17 protein-coding genes are annotated in these 18,786 nt (G+C 72.3%); 8 read left to right on the forward strand and 9 right to left on the reverse strand.

The window, feature by feature from the left end; all coding sequences use genetic code 11:
• The first annotated feature begins 95 nt into the window (after positions 1-95).
• Complete coding sequence (locus RFN52_RS25475; protein ID WP_184849324.1) at positions 96-1,721, forward strand: transposase; 1,626 nt, start codon at positions 96-98, stop codon at positions 1,719-1,721.
• Positions 1,722-1,770: 49 nt separating this feature from the next.
• Here the strand turns inward: RFN52_RS25475 and RFN52_RS25480 are convergent, their stop codons facing one another.
• The 3 genes from RFN52_RS25480 to RFN52_RS25490 form a co-directional block, all read right to left on the reverse strand.
• Positions 1,771-3,429: a phospho-sugar mutase gene (locus tag RFN52_RS25480; RefSeq protein WP_184849325.1), complete on the reverse strand. Its 1,659-nt coding sequence runs from the start codon at positions 3,427-3,429 to the stop codon at positions 1,771-1,773.
• A gap of 359 nt (positions 3,430-3,788) precedes the next feature.
• Complete coding sequence (locus tag RFN52_RS25485) at positions 3,789-4,613, reverse strand: purine-nucleoside phosphorylase (RefSeq protein ID WP_184849327.1); 825 nt, start codon at positions 4,611-4,613, stop codon at positions 3,789-3,791.
• A gap of 106 nt (positions 4,614-4,719) precedes the next feature.
• Positions 4,720-5,157, reverse strand: coding sequence for a gamma-glutamylcyclotransferase family protein (locus RFN52_RS25490; RefSeq protein ID WP_184849329.1), 438 nt, complete (start codon positions 5,155-5,157; stop codon positions 4,720-4,722).
• A 96-nt stretch (positions 5,158-5,253) separates the two neighbouring features.
• Between RFN52_RS25490 and RFN52_RS25495 the strand changes: the two genes are divergently transcribed.
• Together RFN52_RS25495 and RFN52_RS25500 are read left to right on the forward strand one after the other, a co-directional pair.
• On the forward strand, positions 5,254-6,702 hold the full coding sequence (locus RFN52_RS25495; RefSeq protein WP_184849330.1) for an NAD(P)H-quinone dehydrogenase: 1,449 nt from the start codon (positions 5,254-5,256) through the stop codon (positions 6,700-6,702).
• A 165-nt stretch (positions 6,703-6,867) separates the two neighbouring features.
• Positions 6,868-7,854: a DeoR/GlpR family DNA-binding transcription regulator gene (locus RFN52_RS25500; RefSeq protein WP_184849332.1), complete on the forward strand. Its 987-nt coding sequence runs from the start codon at positions 6,868-6,870 to the stop codon at positions 7,852-7,854.
• Between the two features lie 228 nt (positions 7,855-8,082).
• On the opposite strand, the gene RFN52_RS25505 is transcribed toward RFN52_RS25500, so the two are convergent.
• Positions 8,083-9,855, reverse strand: coding sequence for an acetyl/propionyl/methylcrotonyl-CoA carboxylase subunit alpha (locus RFN52_RS25505; RefSeq protein ID WP_184849334.1), 1,773 nt, complete (start codon positions 9,853-9,855; stop codon positions 8,083-8,085).
• Positions 9,856-10,191: 336 nt separating this feature from the next.
• Between RFN52_RS25505 and RFN52_RS25510 the strand changes: the two genes are divergently transcribed.
• Entirely contained in the window at positions 10,192-10,668 is a 477-nt protein-coding gene (locus RFN52_RS25510) for a hypothetical protein (protein ID WP_184849335.1), read from the forward strand.
• Here RFN52_RS25510 and RFN52_RS25515 read toward each other — a convergent pair.
• From RFN52_RS25515 to RFN52_RS25530, 4 genes are all read right to left on the reverse strand, one after another.
• Positions 10,637-11,257, reverse strand: a complete 621-nt coding sequence (locus RFN52_RS25515; RefSeq protein ID WP_184849337.1) for a Maf family protein — start codon at positions 11,255-11,257, stop codon at positions 10,637-10,639. The genes RFN52_RS25510 and RFN52_RS25515 overlap by 32 nt on opposite strands.
• A 32-nt stretch (positions 11,258-11,289) precedes the next feature.
• The gene (gene mmpB / locus RFN52_RS25520; RefSeq protein WP_255961279.1) at positions 11,290-11,418 is read right to left on the reverse strand and encodes a morphogenic membrane protein MmpB; all 129 of its coding nucleotides are present in this window, start codon (positions 11,416-11,418) and stop codon (positions 11,290-11,292) included.
• 114 nt (positions 11,419-11,532) lie between these two features.
• Complete coding sequence (locus tag RFN52_RS25525; protein ID WP_184849339.1) at positions 11,533-11,742, reverse strand: acyl-CoA carboxylase epsilon subunit; 210 nt, start codon at positions 11,740-11,742, stop codon at positions 11,533-11,535.
• Between the two features lie 25 nt (positions 11,743-11,767).
• Positions 11,768-13,372 (reverse strand): acyl-CoA carboxylase subunit beta, encoded by a 1,605-nt coding sequence (locus RFN52_RS25530; RefSeq protein ID WP_184849341.1) that lies wholly within the window; start codon positions 13,370-13,372, stop codon positions 11,768-11,770.
• 110 nt (positions 13,373-13,482) lie between these two features.
• Here RFN52_RS25530 and RFN52_RS25535 point away from each other — a divergent pair, with 110 nt between their 5' ends.
• The gene (locus RFN52_RS25535) at positions 13,483-14,349 is read left to right on the forward strand and encodes a biotin--[acetyl-CoA-carboxylase] ligase (protein ID WP_184849343.1); all 867 of its coding nucleotides are present in this window, start codon (positions 13,483-13,485) and stop codon (positions 14,347-14,349) included.
• A 331-nt stretch (positions 14,350-14,680) separates the two neighbouring features.
• Positions 14,681-15,787 (forward strand): adenylate/guanylate cyclase domain-containing protein, encoded by a 1,107-nt coding sequence (locus RFN52_RS25540; protein ID WP_184849345.1) that lies wholly within the window; start codon positions 14,681-14,683, stop codon positions 15,785-15,787.
• 41 nt (positions 15,788-15,828) lie between these two features.
• Here the strand turns inward: RFN52_RS25540 and RFN52_RS25545 are convergent, their stop codons facing one another.
• Complete coding sequence (locus RFN52_RS25545) at positions 15,829-16,506, reverse strand: hypothetical protein (protein ID WP_229856434.1); 678 nt, start codon at positions 16,504-16,506, stop codon at positions 15,829-15,831.
• Positions 16,507-16,719: 213 nt separating this feature from the next.
• On the opposite strand from RFN52_RS25545, the gene RFN52_RS25550 reads away from it, so the two are divergent.
• Both RFN52_RS25550 and RFN52_RS25555 read left to right on the forward strand, forming a co-directional pair.
• Entirely contained in the window at positions 16,720-17,520 is an 801-nt protein-coding gene (locus RFN52_RS25550; RefSeq protein ID WP_184849347.1) for an enoyl-CoA hydratase/isomerase family protein, read from the forward strand.
• Positions 17,521-17,607: 87 nt separating this feature from the next.
• Positions 17,608-18,759: a GGDEF domain-containing protein gene (locus tag RFN52_RS25555; RefSeq protein ID WP_184849348.1), complete on the forward strand. Its 1,152-nt coding sequence runs from the start codon at positions 17,608-17,610 to the stop codon at positions 18,757-18,759.
• Positions 18,760-18,786 lie beyond the last annotated feature (27 nt).

Here is an 18,786-nt window from a genome sequence, read left to right on the forward strand (position 1 = left end):
CGAAGGTTCCTCTGTCGAATGTGTGACCTTTGCGCGTGGGGGGCGTTGAACGCGCTGAGGGATTGGTCAACTGGCGCGGGACGGGGGTGAGGCCATTGAGCGGCCTGCGGAAGATCGGAGCGCCGTTCGTGGTGCCCGGCCCCTCCGGGATCGCGGTTCGTGACCGTCTCAGGCACCTGACCGCCGAGGACGAACGCGTGCTGCGCCTGGTGGGTGACCATCTGGGCACGCTGGCCTCGCGGGATCTGAAGGCGCGTTGCGTGGCCGGCTTGGAGCACGACGCCGAGCTGTGGGCCGAGCGCAAGCGGGCCCTGACGCCGGGGTCGTCCTCCCGCTGGGCGGGCATCACGAAGGCCTCCCATGATCAGTGGGCGCTGGCCCGGCGCGGTCAGCTCGCGCACATTCAGAATCTTCAGGCGAGTGTGCGCACGATCGAGCACCGGTTGTCCCTGCCGGTCGGCGAGGCGGGCAGCAGGCGAGCTCCGGGCGGATACCGCAGCAGGCGGGAGTGGTTTGTCAAGACGCGCCGCCTGCGGGTGCTGACCGACAGGCTCGATGCGGCGCGGGCGGACTGGGAAGCCGGACGCGTGGGCGTGGTGCGCGGCGGGAAGCGGCTGTTGAACACCCGCCACCATCTGCGGGCCGCCGGGCTCACGCAGGAGCAGTGGCGTGCGCGGTGGCGGGCCGGGCGCCGGTTCCTCGCAGCGGACGGCGAGTCGGGCAAGCGGTTCGGCAACGAGACGATCCGCGTCACGCCCGACGGCGAGGTCTCGATCAAGCTCCCCGCGCCGTTGGCGTATCTGGCGAACGCCCCGCACGGCCGGTATGTGCTCGCCGCGACGGTGGCGTTCGCGCACCGCGGTGAGCAGTGGGCCGACCGCATCCAGACCAACCGGGCGGTCGCCTACCGCATCCACGAAGACACCATCCGGGGCCGCTGGTACCTCACCGCGTCTTGGACGATCCCCCCGGTCAAGACCGTGCCCTTGGCCACGGCCCGCACGGGCGGGCTGGTCGGTGTGGACACCAACGCCGACCACCTGGCCGCCTGGCGCCTGGACACCCACGGCAACCCCGTCGGCGAACCCCTCCGCTTCGGCTACGACCTGTCCGGCACCGCACAGCACCGCGACGCCCAGATCCGCCACGCCCTGATCCGCCTGCTGCACTTCGCCAGGCGGCATGGCCTTGCCATCGCGGTCGAGGATCTCGACTTCACCGCGGAAAAGACGCGCGAGAAGCACGGCCGCCGCAAGACGTTCCGCAAGCTGATCTCCGGCATGCCCACCGCCCGGCTGCGGGCCCGGCTGGTGTCGATGGCGGCCGAACTCGGCATCACCATCGTCGCCGTCGACCCCGCCTACACCAGCCGCTGGGGTGCCCAGCACTGGCAGAAGCCCCTCACCAGCACACACCGCAAACCCACCCGCCACGACGCGGCCGCCGTGGCGATCGGCAGGCGCGCCCTGGGACACCCGATCCGGCGACGGACGGCACCGCCCCCCGCTCACCGGAGTGATGAGCAGGGGCATCGGACCGCCCAGGCCCGACCGGGTGCCCCGGGGCGTGAGGAACCCCGCCCCCGCATTCCCGGACCACGGACACGATCCGTGCGCACTGGATACGGAGCGAAAGCGGGCAACCAGGACACCCAACACCGTTCGGGATGTCCGGCTGAGCATGAGCCCTGGCACCAGGACTCACTCCCGCTCAGTCTCTAGGAACGGTTCCTGAGTCATCGGCGGGCTGTGGGGGTGCGGGGGGCGGGCCTCAGATGCCCGCCGCCGTGGACAGGTCGCGCTTGATCGACTCCAGCAGCGCCGTCGCCTTCGCGCGGGCCTCCGGGAGGTCCTGGAGGGACCCGACCGGGACCACGACCTCCAGGTAGCACTTCAGCTTGGGCTCCGTGCCGCTCGGGCGGACGATCACCCGGGCGCCGTCGAGGGTGTAGCGCAGACCGTCCGTGGGCGGGAGTTCGGCCGTGCCCTTGGTGAGATCGTCGGTGCGGGTGATCGGCAGACCGGCCAGCTCCGTCGGGGGCTGCTCGCGCAGGCGCTGCATCGCGGCCGCGATGAGGGAGAGGTCCTCGACGCGGACCGAGAGCTGGTCCGTCGCGTGCAGGCCGTGCTCCACGGCCAGGTCGTCCAGCAGGTCGAGGAGCGTACGCCCCTCCTCCTTGAGCTGTGAGGCCAGTTCCGTGATCAGCAGCGCGGCCGTGATGCCGTCCTTGTCGCGTACGCCGTCCGGGTCGACGCAGTAGCCGAGCGCCTCCTCGTAGCCGTAGCGCAGGCCCTCGGCGCGGGCGATCCACTTGAAGCCGGTGAGGGTCTCGACGTGGGGGAGGCCCGCCTTCTCGGCGATCCGGCCGAGGAGGGACGACGAGACGATCGACTCCGCGAAGGTGCCGGTCGCTCCGCGACGGACCAGGTGCGCGGCGAGCAGGGCGCCGACCTCGTCGCCGCGCAGCATGCGCCAGTCGGTGCCGTCCTGGACGGCGACGGCGCAGCGGTCGGCGTCCGGGTCGTTGGCGATGATCAGGTCCGGGGCGGTTTCGCCGGAGAGCGCGCGTGCCGTCGCGAAGGCCAGGTCCATCGCGCCGGGCTCCTCCGGGTTGGGGAACGCGACGGTCGGGAACTCCGGGTCGGGGTCGGCCTGCTCGGCCACGAGGACCGGTGCCGGGAAACCGGCGCGGGCGAAGGCGGCCAGGAGGACGTCCTTGCCGACGCCGTGCATCGCCGTGTACACCGTGCGGGCCGTGCGGGGGGAACCCTCGGACAGGACGGCGTCCGTGCGGGCGAGGTAGGCGTCCAGGACGCTGTCGTCGAGGATGTCCCAGCCTTTGGTGGGGCGCCGGACGGTGGTGAGGGACGGGACGGCGGCGATCTCGGCCGCGATGTCGATGTCCGCCGGGGGGACGATCTGGGAACCGTCGCCGAGATAGACCTTGTAGCCGTTGTCGCGGGGCGGGTTGTGGCTGGCGGTGACCTCCACGCCCGCGACCGCGCCGAGGTGCCTTATCGCGAAGGCGAGCACGGGGGTCGGGAGGGGGCGGGGGAGGACGGCCGCGCGCAGGCCGGCGCCGATCATGACGGCGGCGGTGTCCCGGGCGAAGTCGTGGGACTTGTGGCGGGCGTCGTAGCCGATGACGACGAGGCCGGCTGCCCCTTCCCCCGCGGGGGGACCCTGCTTCTTGAGGTACGCCGCGAGTCCGGCGGCGGCGCGGATGACGACCGAGCGGTTCATGCGCATGGGGCCGGCGCCGAGTTCACCGCGGAGGCCGGCGGTGCCGAACTGGAGCGTGCCGCTGAATCGCGCTGCGAGTTCCGTGTGGTCCCCGGCGTCGATGAGACCGGCGAGCTCGGTGCGGGTGTCCGGGTCGGGGTCCTCGGTGAGCCACGCCTGGGCCTGTGCGATGAGTTCGTCGTGCACGGTGTGGTGTCAGCCTCTCCGGTGTGGTGCGGTGCGGGTTTGTCTGCGACGTTCTGCGGCGTTCTGCGGCGTTGTGGGGGTGCGCGTCTTCGCCTTCTCGCCGGGTGGTGGGTCGGGGCCGGGCCGGGGGGTGTCCGTCCTCGGAACGGCGCGATGAGGTCGGATACCGACTAACCGTCCGTTGACGCGCCAACCGCTGCGGGCGGACACCTCCCGACACGACCCCTTGCGTCGTCCGGCGGGTGCGGTTGCGTCCCCATGGCTGTGCGGGCGGCCGTGGTGCACCCCCTGGGGGCGCGGGGAACTGCGCGACCAGCCACTACGGGCCAGCCGCCGCCGGACCGCCTCCCGAACCTCTCTCAGAGGCGGCCGAGCACCTGCGCGAGCAGGGAGCCCATGCGGGCGGCGCTGTCGCGGCCGGCCTGGAGGACTTCCTCGTGGTTCAGGGGTTCGCCCGTCATGCCGGCGGCGAGGTTGGTGACGAGGGAGATGCCCAGGACCTCGGCGCCCGCCTCACGAGCGGCGATCGCCTCCAGGACCGTCGACATGCCCACCAGGTCCGCGCCGATGACCCGGGCCATGCGGATCTCGGCCGGCGTCTCGTAGTGCGGGCCGGGGAACTGGGCGTAGACGCCCTCCTCCAGCGTGGCGTCGACCTCCTTGCACAGGGCGCGCAGACGCGGGGAGTACAGGTCGGTCAGGTCGACGAAGTTCGCGCCGATGATGGGGGAGGTGGCGGTGAGGTTGATGTGGTCGCTGATGAGGACCGGCTGGCCGGGGCGCATGCCCTCGCGCAGGCCGCCGCAGCCGTTGGTGAGGACGACCGTCTTGCAGCCGGCCGAGACCGCGGTGCGGACGCCGTGGGCGACCGCGGCCACCCCGCGGCCCTCGTAGTAGTGCGTGCGGCCCAGGAAGACCAGGGCGCGCTTGTTGCCGATCCGGTACGAGCGGATCTTGCCGCCGTGTCCCTCCACCGCCGGGGGCGGGAAACCGGGGAGCTCGGTGACCTGGAACTCGGCCTCGGGGGCGCCCAGCGCGTCCACGGCCGGGGCCCAGCCGGAGCCCATCACGAGGGCGACGTCGTGGGTCTCGGCGCCCGTGAGTTCGCGCAGGCGGGCCGCGGCGGCGTCGGCGGCCGCGTGGGGGTCGCCCTGGATGTCGTCCGGAAGAAGAGATGCGTTCACGCCGATGAGGGTAGCCGCTGTTTGCCTACGCGCGTAGATGGCAGAGCTCACGGGGTGGCGATCGTTGTCTTGTCGTTTCCGACGAGGGGTCTCGCGCGAGCGGCCGTCAGCAGGGGCGCTTGCGGAGTTCCATCACGTAGTCGTGGGGCGCGCCGGCCGACTCGGCCGCGTCGGCGATCTCGCCCAGGTAGCGGGCGGAGGGCAGGCCGCCCTCGTAGGCGTTGAGGGCGAAGGCCCAGGCGGAGTCCTCGCCCTCCAGGGTGTGGACCCGTACGCGCGTACGACGGTAGATGTCGAGACCCACGCCCTCCCAGCGGTCGAGGGACTCTTCATCCATCGGGGCGATGTCGTACAGGGAGACGAAGACCTGGGAGAGCGGGTCCTCCACGATGGTCGGCAGTGCGCCCTCCCAGCCCATGTGCTCGCCGCCGAAGGTCAGTCGCCATCCGTTCAGCCAGCCGGTGGCGCGCAGCGGCGAGTGCGGGGCGCGGCGGGACATCAGCCGCGCGTCGAGGTTGCCGGCGTACGCGGCGTAGAGCGACATGGGGAGAGGGTACGGCAGGCCGCCCGGCGTCACTGTCGTAACAACAGGCGCATCGGCGGGGCCCCGGGGCGGTGGCATGTTGAGCGGTGCGGGACAATGGAGTACGTGACTCGGATCGTGATCATCGGTGGCGGACCCGGCGGATACGAAGCGGCCCTGGTGGCCGCCCAACTCGGCGCGGAGGTGACCGTCGTCGACTGCGACGGTCTGGGCGGGGCGTCGGTGCTCACCGACTGCGTGCCGTCGAAGACCCTGATCGCCACGGCTGAGGTGATGACCACCTTCGACTCCTCGTACGAGGAGCTGGGGATCATCGTCGCCGACGACACCCCGCACATCGAGCAGGCCGCCCGGGTGGTGGGCGTCGACCTGGGCAAGGTCAACCGGCGTGTGAAGCGCCTCGCGCTCGCCCAGTCGCACGACATCACCGCCTCCGTGACGCGTGCCGGGGCGCGTGTCATGCGCGGGCGCGGGCGGCTGGAGGGCATGCAGGCGCTCGACGGGTCGCGCAAGGTCGTGGTGCGCACCGCCGACGGGAGTGAAGAGACCCTGACGGCTGACGCCGTCCTCATCGCCACCGGCGGGCACCCCCGTGAGCTGCCCGACGCCCAGCCGGACGGCGAGCGGATCCTGAACTGGACCCAGGTGTACGACCTCGACGAGCTCCCCGAGGAGCTGATCGTGGTCGGGTCGGGTGTGACCGGTGCCGAGTTCGCCGGCGCCTACCAGGCACTCGGGTCGAGGGTGACGCTCGTGTCGTCGCGCGACCGCGTGCTGCCGGGCGAGGACCCGGACGCGGCCGCCGTGCTGGAGGACGTCTTCCGGCGGCGCGGCATGAACGTCATGGGCCGGTCCCGGGCACAGTCCGCCAAACGGGTGGGGGACCGGGTCGAGGTGACCCTCTCCGACGGGCGCGTCATCACCGGATCGCACTGTCTGATGGCCGTCGGTGCCGTACCCAACAGCGCGGGCATGGGTCTTGAGGACGCCGGGGTCAGGCTGCGCGAGTCCGGTCACATCTGGACCGACAAGGTGTCGCGTACGACCGCTCCGGGCGTGTACGCGGCCGGTGACGTGACCGGCGTGTTCGCCCTCGCGTCCGTGGCCGCCATGCAGGGCCGCATCGCCATGTACCACTTCCTGGGCGACGCCGTCGCCCCGCTGAACCTGAAGACCGTCTCGTCGAACGTCTTCACCGACCCGGAGATCGCCACCGTCGGCTACACCCAGGCCGACGTCGACGGCGGGAAGATCGACGCCCGGGCCGTGAAGCTGCCGCTGCTGCGCAACCCGCGCGCGAAGATGCAGGGCATCCGGGACGGCTTCGTCAAGATCTTCTGCCGGCCGGGCACGGGCATCGTGGTGGGCGGTGTGGTCGTGGCGCCGCGCGCCTCGGAACTGATCCACCCGATCTCGATCGCGGTCGACAACAATCTGACTGTCGAACAGATCGCTAACGCCTTCACCGTCTACCCGTCCTTGTCGGGCTCGATCGCCGAGGTGGCACGGCAGTTGCACACCCGCAAGGAGAACGGCCACGGCTGAGGCCGAAACCGGCTCCTCGCTGGTCACGGGGAGTGTTCGACCATGCGTACGGCATAGGCGGCGGGACTAGGCCTTATACCACTTCCCGCTGCTCGGTGCGAACATCTTCTGCTATTCAGCGCAAACTGCTGAAAGCAGACGGTCGCTGGCGTTACTGTCAGTTTCGTGTTCGCTGCAGAACGTCGCCAATTGATCCTCGAAATGGTGCGAGCGAACGGGGCCGTGTCGCTCCGTGAGCTCGCCCGCGTCGTCCAGACCTCCGAAGTGACCGTACGGCGGGACGTGCGCGCGCTGGAGGCAGAAGGACTCCTCGACCGCCGGCACGGCGGTGCGGTACTGCCGGGCGGTTTCACGCGGGAGTCCGGCTTTCCGCAGAAGTCTCATCTCGCGACCGCCGAGAAGACCGCCATCGCCGACCTCGCCGCGAACTTCGTGGAAGAGGGGGAGGCGATCGTGGTCGGGGCGGGTACGACGACCCAGGAGCTGGCACGCCGGCTCGCCCGGGTGCCGGGCCTGACCGTCGTCACCAACTCTCTCCTCGTCGCCCAGGCGTTGGCCCATGCCAACCGGGTCGAGGTGGTGATGACCGGCGGTACGCTCCGCGGTTCGAACTACGCCCTGGTCGGGAGTGGTGCCGAGCAGTCCCTGCACGGGCTGCGGGTGTCGCGGGCGTTCCTGTCCGGGGCCGGGCTGACCGCCGAGCGGGGGCTGTCCACGTCCAACATGCTGTCGGCGTCCGTCGACCGGGCGCTGGTGCAGGCCGCGGCGGAGGTGGTCGTACTCGCCGACCACACGAAGCTCGGTACCGACACCATGTTCCAGACGGTGCCCACGGATCTCATCACGCGCCTCGTCACGGACGAGCCGCCGGCGCATGACGACCGTGCCGCCACGGAACTCCAGGCGCTTGCCGACCAGGGCGTTCAGATCGCCGTGGCCGGGGGGCAGGGGGGGTCGGCGGGGTCGGGTGCCGGGGGCCCGGGGGGTGATGCCGTCCCGGCGCGCCAGCAGCGCCGGGACGTGCCGGTGCCGGGGCCTCGACGGCAGGTGCCGGGGGCTGGTGGGCAGTTGAGGTCCGCCTCTGCCTCGATGCTGGGTGAGCAGGGGACTGGGGCGGAGCGGGCGCGGGTGGCGGATATGCGGCGGCGATGACGCCGCCGGTGGGGTGAGCCGCGGTTCGCTTCCCGGCACCCGGCGTTGTCGCTGACGCCGGGTGGGTCCGCACCCCGGCGGAACGGGGTACCGCTGCGCCCACCCGTGCCGCCCCCAGCGGCACGCATGCCCGCAGCTGAGCGGCGCGTGCCCGCGGAGCAGGCCGGAAACACCGAGGCGCGGCCCCACCCCCACCAAGGGGTAGGTGCCGCGCCAAGAGTGGGGACGTCAGTCCTTGATCTCGCAGATCGCCGCGCCCGACGTCACCGACGCGCCGATCTCCGCGCTCAGGCCCTTGATCGTGCCCGACCGGTGCGCGTTCAGGGGCTGCTCCATCTTCATGGCCTCCAGGACGACGACGAGGTCGCCCTCCTTGACCTCCTGGCCCTCCTCGACGGCCACCTTGACGATGGTGCCCTGCATCGGGGAGGCGAGGGTGTCGCCGGAAGCCACCGGGCCCGACTTCTTCGCCGCGCGGCGCTTCGGCTTGGCGCCCGCCGCGAGACCCGTACGGGCCAGGGACATGCCCAGCGACGACGGCAGGGAGACCTCAAGACGCTTGCCGCCGACCTCGACGACGACCGTCTCGCGGCCCGGCTCCTCGTCCGCCTCGGCGTCGGCCGGCGCGGCGAACGGCTTGATCTCGTTGACGAACTCGGTCTCGATCCAGCGGGTGTGGACCGTGAACGGGTCGGACGAGTCCGTCAGCTCGGGCGCGAACGCCGGGTCCTTCACCACCGCACGGTGGAACGGGATCGCCGTGGCCATGCCCTCGACCTGGAACTCCTCCAGCGCACGGGCGGCCCGCTGCAGGGCCTCCTTGCGCGTGCGGCCGGTGACGATCAGCTTGGCCAGCAGGGAGTCCCACGCCGGGCCGATGACCGAGCCGGACTCCACACCCGCGTCCAGACGCACACCCGGGCCGGACGGCGGGGCGAACGTCGTGACCGTGCCGGGAGCGGGGAGGAAGTTGCGGCCCGGGTCCTCGCCGTTGATGCGGAACTCGAAGGAGTGACCGCGAAGCTCCGGGTCGCCGTAGCCGAGCTCCTCGCCGTCGGCGATGCGGAACATCTCGCGCACGAGGTCGATGCCGGCGACCTCCTCGGTGACCGGGTGCTCCACCTGGAGGCGGGTGTTGACCTCCAGGAAGGAGATCGTGCCGTCGAGGCCCACGAGGAACTCGACCGTGCCGGCGCCGACGTAGCCGGCCTCCTTCAGGATCGCCTTGGAGGCGGAGTACAGCTCCTCCACCTGCGCGTCGGACAGGAAGGGGGCCGGGGCCTCCTCCACCAGCTTCTGGTGGCGGCGCTGCAGGGAGCAGTCACGGGTGGAGACGACGACCACGTTGCCGTGCCGGTCGGCCAGGCACTGGGTCTCCACGTGCCGCGGCTTGTCCAGGTACCGCTCGACGAAGCACTCGCCCCGGCCGAACGCGGCGACGGCCTCGCGGACCGCCGAGTCGTACAGCTCCGGCACCTCTTCGAGGGTGCGGGCGACCTTCAGACCACGACCGCCACCACCGAAGGCGGCCTTGATCGCGATCGGCAGGCCGTGCTCCTCGGCGAACGCGACGACCTCGTCCGCACCGGAGACCGGGTCGGGCGTACCGGCCACCAGCGGGGCACCCGCGCGCTGCGCGATGTGCCGGGCGGCGACCTTGTCACCCAGGTCGCGGATGGCCTGCGGCGGCGGGCCGATCCAGATCAGGCCCGCGTCCAGGACCGCCTGCGCGAACTCGGCGTTCTCGGAAAGGAAGCCGTAGCCGGGGTGGATCGCGTCCGCACCCGACTCGCGGGCGGCGCCCAGCACCTTCTCGATGTCGAGGTAGCTGGTGCCCGGCGTGTCACCGCCCAGGGCGAACGCCTCATCCGCGGCGCGGACATGCAGAGCGTCCCGGTCCGGGTCGGCGTAGACGGCCACGCTCGCGATACCGGCATCCCGGCAGGCCCGGGCCACGCGGACAGCGATTTCGCCACGGTTGGCGATGAGCACCTTGCGCACGATTGAGGCTCCCTCCTTGAAACAAGCCGAGTTTAGGGACAGCCGACACGACACTTCGACCCGTCCCCAGTGGTGAGCTTGCCCACACGGAGCGTGATGCGAGGCTCGCTCGACCCGCGAAATCCCTTGTCGCACCGCGGTACGCAGTACTCCTCCGGGAAACCCTAGCCCTCTCCTGTGGTCAAGGTCTCTGTCATCACGTGCTGCGGGCCACTCGGTTTCTTTGTGGAGTCCCTACGAATGGCCCAATGATTCTTTGCCCGCGGCCGAACCCTTGTCCCGGGGTTTACCGGTTAGTAGCGTTCGCGGTGTCTCAAAGGGAAGAGGGTGGGCCCGGTGATACGCAGGCCGGTGGCGTGGGTCGTGGCGGTGGTGCTGTTCGCCGAGGCGTTCGGAGTCGCCGCGCTCAACTGGTTCCTGGGGGTCGTCGTCGACCGGCAGGACATGTCGCTGGCCGGGCTGGACCCGCACATGATGTCGGTGTCGTCGAAGATCGGCGGGATCGCCTTCGGCCTCTACTTCGCGCTGTGCGGCCTGGTCGCCCTGCTCGTGGCGCTGCGGGACCGGCCTCCGGCCGGCCTCGGACGCGTACTGCTGATCAGTGCCGCGGTCGTGCACGCCCTGCTGGGCGCGTTCACCTGGGGTCTCGTCGGCTGGACGGCGTTCCTGTTCATGGTGCTGGTGCTCGCCCTGATCGTGCTGCTGCTGATGACGTACGACCGTCCGGCCGAGCCCGCCGACGCCGCGCCCGGAGGCGGGAAGAGCGGCGACGGGCCTCCGGTCACTTCTCCGCCGGCGCCCACAACTCCGTGATGCCGACGCCCAGTTCGGCGAGGAGCCGGCGCAGGAGCGGCAGGCTGATGCCGATGACGTTGCCGTGGTCGCCGTCGATGCCGTCGATGAACGGGGCCGAGCGGCCGTCCAGGGTGAACGCCCCGGCGACGTAGAGGGGTTCGCCCGAGGCGACGTAGGCGGCGATCTCCTCGTCGGAGGGGTCGCCGAAGTGGACGACCGTGGACGCGGTGGCGGAGACGTAGCGGCCGGTGAGCGTGTCGTAGACGCAGTGGCCGGTCTGGAGGGTGCCGGCGCGGCCGCGCATCGACTTCCAGCGGGCGGTGGCCTCCTCGGCGTCCGCGGGCTTGCCGAGGGCCTGGCCGTCCAGGTCGAGCACCGAGTCGCAGCCGATCACGAGCGCGCCCTTGACCTCCGGCCGGGCCGCCACGACGGACGCCTTCGCCTCGGCCAGGGCGAGCGCCAGCTCGGCCGGGGTGGGGGCGGTGACGGCGTCCTCATCGACGCCGCTCACGATCACCTCGGGGGCGAGGCCGGCCTGGCGGAGCAGTCCGAGCCGGGCGGGGGACTGGGAGGCGAGGACGAGTCGCCTGCGGCGCTGAGCAGTCATGCGGTCAGGTTAGTCACACGGGTGAGGCCGGTTCACCTCACGCCGATCACCAGCATGGCCACGAACATGGCCAACGCCATGAGAACGCCCAGCCGCCGGAGCATGTCCTGCATGTCGCGGAGTTCCTTCGGCGGTTCGTTCTCGGGGTCGGACCACAGCATGAGTCCAGCGTGCGGCCTGGCAGGGCGGGGCGCCTGAGTAGGGGTACTCAAATCGGCGCCCCGCGTTGTTCCGCCGTGCGCGGTTCCCCGCGCCCGCACCTGGGGGCGAGAGCTCTAGCCCGGCCAGTAGGTGCGGCCCCACGCCGCCGGCCCGGGCTGGGGCAGGCGGTGGGACGCGATGCGGGACGGGTCGGACCAGGAATCGCGGGACGCCGGCGCGCCGGGCGGGGCGGTTGCCGCCGCCGCGGCGCGCGCCCTGACCACCGCCAGGGCGGCGGCCAGCTCCTCCGGGGTCGGGTTGCCCCGTACGACCTTGATCGTCATGTGGGCCTCCTGGGCTCGCTGCGGACTAGAGGGGGATGTTGCCGTGCTTCTTCGGAGGCAGGGATTCCCGCTTGGTACGCAGTTGACGCAGGCCGCGTACGACGTGACGGCGGGTTTCGGACGGCATGATCACGGCGTCGATGTAGCCGCGCTCGGCCGCGACGTAGGGGTTGAGGAGGGCGTCCTCGTACTCCCGGATCAGCCGCGCCCGGACCGCCTCCAGATCCTCGCCCTTCGCCTCGGCCTCCGCGATGGTGCGGCGGTGCAGGATGTTGACCGCGCCCTGGGCGCCCATGACGGCGATCTGGGCGGTGGGCCAGGCGAGGTTGAGGTCGGCGCCCAGGTGCTTGGAGCCCATGACGTCGTAGGCGCCGCCGAACGCCTTGCGGGTGATGATCGTGATGAGCGGGACGGTCGCCTCGGCGTAGGCGTAGATCAGCTTCGCGCCGCGGCGGATGATGCCGTCGTGCTCCTGGTCGACGCCGGGCAGGAAGCCGGGGACGTCGACGAAGGTGATGACGGGGACGTTGAAGGCGTCGCAGGTCCGCACGAAGCGGGCGGCCTTCTCGCTGGCCTTGATGTCCAGGCAGCCGGCGAACTGCATCGGCTGGTTGGCGACGATGCCCACCGGGTGGCCCTCGACGCGGCCGAAGCCGGTGACGATGTTCGGCGCGTACAGCGGCTGCGTCTCGAAGAACTCTGCGTCGTCCAGGACGTGCTCGATCACCGCGTGCATGTCGTACGGCTGGTTGGCGCTGTCCGGGACGATCACGTCCAGCTCGCGGTCCTCGTCGCTGACCTCCAGGTCGGCCTCCTCCGGGAAGGCCGGTGCCTCGGAGAGGTTGTTGGACGGCAGGTAGGACAGCAGCTGCTTGATGTACTCGATGGCGTCCTTCTCGTCGCCCGCCATGTGGTGGGCGACTCCGGAGGTCGCGTTGTGGGTCCGGGCGCCGCCCAGCTCCTCGAAGCCCACGTCCTCGCCGGTGACGGTCTTGATGACGTCGGGGCCGGTGATGAACATGTGCGAGGTCTGGTCGACCATGACCGTGAAGTCGGTGATGGCCGGGGAGTAGACCGCGCCCCCCGCGCACGGCCCGACCACCAGGCTGATCTGCGGGATGACGCCGGAGGCGTGGGTGTTGCGGCGGAAGATCTCGCCGTACGCGCCGAGCGAGGCCACACCCTCCTGGATGCGGGCGCCGCCGGAGTCGTTGATGCCGATGACCGGGCAGCCGGTCTTCAGGGCGAAGTCCATGACCTTGACGATCTTCTGCCCGTAGACCTCGCCGAGGGCCCCGCCGAAGACGGTGAAGTCCTGCGAGAACACGGCGACCGGACGGCCGTCGACGGTTCCGTACCCGGTGACGACGCCGTCGCCGTAGGGGCGGTTCTTGTCGAGGCCGAAGTTGGTGGAGCGGTGCCGGGCGAACTCGTCCAGCTCGACGAAGGAGCCCTCGTCGAGCAGGAGCTCGATCCGCTCACGGGCCGTCAGCTTGCCCTTGGCATGCTGCTTTTCGACGGCGCGTGCGGAGCCGGCGTGTGTCGCTTCCTCGATGCGTCGCTTCAGATCCGCGAGCTTGCCCGCGGTCGTGTGAATGTCGGGCTGCTGCTGCTCTTCCGGCTCGGACATCGGGATGCGGCTCCCTGCCTGCTCAAAAGGGGGGACGGTTACTCATCCGTAGAGTAGTGGGGGGCCTCCACATCGGCAGTGCGGCGTTTACCACACCTAGGGTGGCTTGCATGACGCCGCGAGATGCATCAGAGCCGAACGGAAGCCGTTGGTCCGACCTGGACCGTCCGCCCCTCAACGTCACCGCCCTGCGCCGGGGGCTGGTGCGGCAGGGAGGGCTGTGGTCGGAGGTGGACGTGGTGCAGCGCACCGGCTCCACGAACTCCGATCTGGTGGCCCGGGCGGCGAAGGGCGAGGTGACCGAGGGCGCGGTGCTGGTCGCCGAGGAGCAGACGGCGGGCCGCGGCCGCCTCGACCGCCAGTGGACGGCGCCGCCCCGCTCCGGCCTCTTCTTCTCCGTCCTGCTCACGCCGAGCGAGGTGCCGGTCGCACGGTGGGGGTGGCTGCCGCTGCTCACGGGGGTCGCGGTGGCGACGGGTCTGTCGCGGGCGGCCGGCGTGGACACGGCCCTGAAGTGGCCGAACGACCTGCTGGTCACGGTGGGGGGCGCTGAGCGCAAGGCCGGCGGAATCCTGGCCGAGCGGGCCGGCGACGACGGTGTCGTCATCGGGGTCGGCATCAACGTCTCGCTCAAGGACGACGAACTGCCGGTGCCGACGGCGGGGTCGCTGGGCCTGGCCGGGGCCGTGAGCACGGACCGGGATCCGCTGCTGCGGGGGGTGCTGCGCTCACTGGAGGAGTGGTACGGCAAGTGGCGTGACGCCGAGGGTGACGCGGTCGCGTGCGGGTTGCAGGAGGCATATGCGGCGGGGTGCGCGACGCTCGGGCGAGTCGTGCGGGCGGAGCTGCCGGGGGACCGGTCGGTCGTGGGGGAGGCCGTGGCTCTGGACGGGGACGGGCGACTGGTGCTGGCGACGGAGGAGGGGGTGCAGGAGCCGGTCGGTGCCGGGGACATCGTCCACCTGAGGCCGGCGTGAGCCGGGGCCGGATGGGTCCGCGGCCCGGCGGAGCGGGGTGCCTCCCCCAAGCTCTTCGAGCGGGGGGTACCCCCGGCGCCCATCCGTGCCGCCCCCTGGGCGCGGGCCAGGTGCTTCCAGCCCGTCCGGCGATTGAGGACGAGGCCGTTCAGGCCGAAGCGGGGGCCCGGGGGGCGGAGCCCCTTGGGGACAGCGGCAGAGACGCCGGGTCCCTGGACAACCCGGGGAACCTCACCCCCCGGCCCAACCTAACGGAGTGAGCTGGCGCACACCTGCCGTAGAGTTGAGGCCGGTCGATACATGACCGTGACAGATCGGAAGGGCAACACGCGTGACCGTCGACGACTCGGGTTCCGGCGAGGACGCGCAGGGCGCCGACTCCGGCGAGGATCCGCTCGCCCTGCGCCTCGAAGGGCTCATCCTGGGCGCCGAGCGCCGCTACACCCCGTTTCAGGCGGCCCGCAGCGCCGGTGTCTCCATGGAACTGGCCTCCCGCTTCTGGCGGGCCATGGGCTTTGCCGACATAGGCCAGGCCAAGGCCCTCACGGAGGCCGACGTCCTCGCCCTGCGGCGCCTCGCCGGTCTGGTCGAGGCGGGGCTGCTGAGCGAGGCGATGGCCGTCCAGGTGGCCCGGTCCACGGGCCAGACCACCGCGCGGCTCGCCGAGTGGCAGATCGACTCCTTCCTGGAGGGGCTGACCGAGCCGCCCGAGCCGGGCATGACCCGCACCGAGGTCACGTACCCGATCGTCGAGCTGCTCCTGCCCGAGCTGGAGGAGTTCCTGGTCTACGTCTGGCGCCGGCAGCTCGCCGCCTCGGCCGGACGGGTCGTGCAGGCGGCCGACGACGAGGAGATGGTCGACCGGCGCCTCGCCGTCGGCTTCGCCGACCTGGTCGGGTTCACGCGGCTCACCCGCCGCATGGAGGAGGAGGAACTCGGCGAGCTGGTCGAGGCCTTCGAGACCACGGCCGCGGACCTGGTGGCCGCGAACGGCGGGCGGCTGATCAAGACCCTGGGCGACGAGGTGCTCTACGCCGCCGACGACGCGGGCACGGCCGCCGAGATCGCCCTGCGGCTGATCGAGACCATGGCGCACGACGAGACGATGCCGGAGCTGCGCGTCGGCATGGCGTTCGGCACGGTCACCACCCGTATGGGTGATGTGTTCGGTACGACCGTGAACCTGGCCTCCCGGCTCACCTCGATAGCTCCGAAGGACGCCGTCCTCGTCGACACCGCCTTCGCCGAGGAGCTGATCCGTACGCAGGACGCCCCGGCCTCGGAGGCGGAGGCGGCCGAGGAGGCCGCGGCGGCGGAGAAGGAGGGCGAGGAGCCCCCGGTGTACCGCTTCGGGCTGCAGCCGATGTGGCAGCGGCCGGTGCGTGGCCTGGGCGTCGTGGAGCCGTGGCTGCTCACGCGGCGGGACAGCGCGCCGTAACCGGGCGTCGGCGAGAGGGCGTGCCCTTGCCGGCCGGGACGTCAGCGGCGCTCGGCCGGTGAGTCCACGCACAGGCCTATGACCGGCACGCACAGGCCCGGGTCGTTCCGTTTCTCCGTCTCCTCGGGCTCGGGCGCCGGGGTCGGTGTGGTCCGGCTCGGCGGTGCGGGCGGGGCCGGGGCCGGACGCGTGGTGCCGCCGTCCGGGGTCGTCGGTGCCGGGGCGGGGGCGGGGGCGTTCGGCCGGTTCGGTGTGTCGGGGATGGTCGTGGGCGCCGGGGCGGCTGCCTTGGAGGCCGTCGGGGTGCCGGTCGTGGTGGACGGGGACGGCCGCGCGCCCTTGGCGGCCGGTGACGGGGTGAGGCCGCCCGGGGCGCCGGGCGACGAGGGGCTCGCGTCAGGGGCCGCCGGGAAGGTCGCGGCCGGGCCGGCGGTGCCGTGCGACGCGGTGGTGACGGGCTCCGGGCGGGGCCCGGCCTCGACGGCGCGGGCGTCGGGGCCCGGGCCGGAGGCCAGGCGCAGGAGGCTCAGGGCGCCCGCGGCGAGGGCGAGGCCGCCGGCGGCGAGCAGGACCTTGCGGGGGCGGGGCTTGCGGTGCCGGCCCCGGGCGTGAGGGGTTTCGGCCGGGGCCTGCTCGTGGGGCGCGGGCGGCTCCCGCCGGCAGGGTGCCGGGGCGGTCCTGGTGGCCTGGTGCGGTTTCGTCGGCGTGTTCGTCGTCATCACGGTCCCTCCCCGATGCGCATGCGCCCCCTGTGCGCCGTGGGGGACGCACGCTATGCGCTGCCATGGGCGTTTGGGCCGGGGTTGCGGCGATGTCACTCGAACGGGTGGGCGGGGGTCGTGGGGTCGGAGGTGTCCGCCCTTTCGCGGGTGGGGTGCGGCTGCGATGATCTGAGCGTCGGCTTTGTTAACCCGCGTTAACCGGAGGGTGTCATGAGTGAGGAACGGTTCGGGGAGTTCGTGGCGGTGCGGCGGCATGAGCAGGGGCACGTCGCGGAGCTCGTCCTCGACCGGCCCAAGGCCATGAACGCGGTGTCGACGGAGATGGCGCGCTCCATCGCCGGGGCGTGTACGGCGCTGGGGGAGGACCGGGAGGTGCGGGCCGTCGTCCTGACCTCGACGCACGAGCGGGCGTTCTGTGTCGGGGCCGACCTGAAGGAGCGGAACTCGTTCAGCGACGCGGATCTGCTGCGGCAGCGGCCGGTGACGCGGGGGGCGTACACCGGGGTGCTGGAGCTGCCGGTGCCGACGGTGGCGGCGGTGCACGGGTTCGCGCTCGGCGGCGGGTTCGAGCTGGCGCTGGCCTGCGACGTGATCGTGGCGGACCGGACGGCCGTCGTGGGGCTGCCGGAGGTGTCGGTCGGGGTGATCCCCGGGGGCGGGGGCACACAGTTGCTGCCGCGGCGGGTCGGGGCGGCCCGGGCTGCCGAGCTGATCTTCTCCGCGCGGCGGGTGGAGGCCGCGGAGGCGGGCGAGTTGGGGTTGGTCGATGAGCTGGTGGAGGAGGGGCGGGACCGGGAGGCGGCGCTGGCGCTGGCGGCCCGGATCGCCGGGAACTCCCCGGTGGGCCTGCGGGCGGCGAAGCGGGCGCTGCGGCTCGGGCAGGGCCTCGATCTGCGGGCCGGGCTGGAGGTCGAGGACGCGGCGTGGCGGACCACGGCGTTCTCGGGGGACCGGGCGGAGGGCGTCGCGGCCTTCAACGAGCGGCGCAAGCCGCAGTGGCCGGGGGAATAGGGGCCGGAGCGCGCCCGGGCGGGACCAGTCGTCCCCGTTCGCGTCGTAAACAGGTCAGTCTGGCTGGAAACTCCCTAGCCTGGAGTGATGGGTGAGGACAGACGGCTGGCGGCCGTCGTCGCGTTGGCTCAGGGGATGGCGGCCGCACACGGGTCGCGTGAGGCGTGGCGTGCCGCGGCCGCCGGGGCGTGCCGGGCGCTGGGCGGCAGTTTCGCCGCGCTGTCGGTGTGGGAGCGGGAGCTCGGGCGGCTGCGGGTCCTCGTGAACGTCGGCGAGCTGGCCGAGGGTGAGGAGGAGTTCCCCGAGGACGAGGCCTACCCGGTGCACCAGTTCGCGGAGATCACCGAGTTCCTGCACGAGCAGTGGGCCGGCGGCGGGGAGCCGGACGCCTGGGTGGAGACCGCCGAGGGGCCCGCCGCCGGCGGGCGGTCCGGGTACTGCCACCAGCGGGTCGCCGCCCTGCGCCGCAGGGGCCGCGGCTGCTGCGTGGTCGCGCCCATCGTGCTGCACGGCCGGGCCTGGGGCGAGCTGTACGTGGCCCGCCCGGCCGGTGAGGCGGTCTTCGGGCGGGGCGACGCCGACTTCGCCACGGTCCTGGCCTCCGTCGTGGCCGCCGGCCTCGCCCAGACCGAGCGGCTGGAGGAAGCCCGGCGGCTGGCCTTCACCGACTCGCTCACCGGGCTGGCCAACCGCCGTGCCGTGGACGTACGTCTGGAGCGGGCGATCGAGCGGCACCGCAGGGACGGCGCCGTCGTGAGTCTCGTCGTCTGCGATCTGAACGGGCTCAAGCGGGTCAACGACACCCATGGGCACGCCGTCGGCGACCGGCTCCTGGAGCGGTTCGGGTCGGTGCTGTCGCTGTGCGGGGCCATGCTGCCGGGCGCGCTGGCCGCACGGCTCGGCGGGGACGAGTTCTGTCTGCTCGCGGTCGGGCCGCCCGCCGACCAGGTCGTCAAGGCGGCCGGTGAACTGTGCCGCAGGGCCGCGGAGTTGGAGCTCGGGGACGGGGTGGCCTGCGGGGTCGCCTCCACCGAGGACCCGATCGGGCCCGTGCGCTCGGCCCGGCGGCTCTTCCGGCTCGCCGACGCCGCCCAGTACCGGGCCAAGGCCGAGCGGGCGAGCAGGCCGGTGGTGGCAGGGCGGGCCGGGCCCGACGACCCTGTCGTACGGCTGGCGGACGAGCCGTCCCAGGAGTCCGACGGTGAGCGCCGGCGCTTCCGGGGGCGGCACGCGCCCTGACCCCGGCCCGGGGTGTGACGCATTCGG

This window comes from Streptomyces collinus (assembly GCF_031348265.1).
Classification (GTDB): Bacteria; Actinomycetota; Actinomycetes; order Streptomycetales; family Streptomycetaceae; genus Streptomyces; species Streptomyces collinus.

What these genes read in the sequence shown, in the direction of transcription:
- RFN52_RS25550 (WP_184849347.1), top strand. Translation starts at nt 16,720, where the DNA reads ATGAGTGAGGAACGGTTCGGGGAGTTCGTGGCGGTGCGGCGGCATGAG.
- RFN52_RS25525 (WP_184849339.1), bottom strand. Translation starts at nt 11,742, where the DNA reads ATGACGATCAAGGTCGTACGGGGCAACCCGACCCCGGAGGAGCTGGCC.
- RFN52_RS25535 (WP_184849343.1), top strand. Translation starts at nt 13,483, where the DNA reads ATGACGCCGCGAGATGCATCAGAGCCGAACGGAAGCCGTTGGTCCGAC.
- RFN52_RS25545 (WP_229856434.1), bottom strand. Translation starts at nt 16,506, where the DNA reads ATGACGACGAACACGCCGACGAAACCGCACCAGGCCACCAGGACCGCC.
- mmpB (WP_255961279.1), bottom strand. Translation starts at nt 11,418, where the DNA reads ATGCTGTGGTCCGACCCCGAGAACGAACCGCCGAAGGAACTCCGCGAC.
- RFN52_RS25495 (WP_184849330.1), top strand. Translation starts at nt 5,254, where the DNA reads ATGGAGTACGTGACTCGGATCGTGATCATCGGTGGCGGACCCGGCGGA.
- RFN52_RS25515 (WP_184849337.1), bottom strand. Translation starts at nt 11,257, where the DNA reads ATGACTGCTCAGCGCCGCAGGCGACTCGTCCTCGCCTCCCAGTCCCCC.
- RFN52_RS25555 (WP_184849348.1), top strand. Translation starts at nt 17,608, where the DNA reads ATGGGTGAGGACAGACGGCTGGCGGCCGTCGTCGCGTTGGCTCAGGGG.
- RFN52_RS25530 (WP_184849341.1), bottom strand. Translation starts at nt 13,372, where the DNA reads ATGTCCGAGCCGGAAGAGCAGCAGCAGCCCGACATTCACACGACCGCG.
- RFN52_RS25490 (WP_184849329.1), bottom strand. Translation starts at nt 5,157, where the DNA reads ATGTCGCTCTACGCCGCGTACGCCGGCAACCTCGACGCGCGGCTGATG.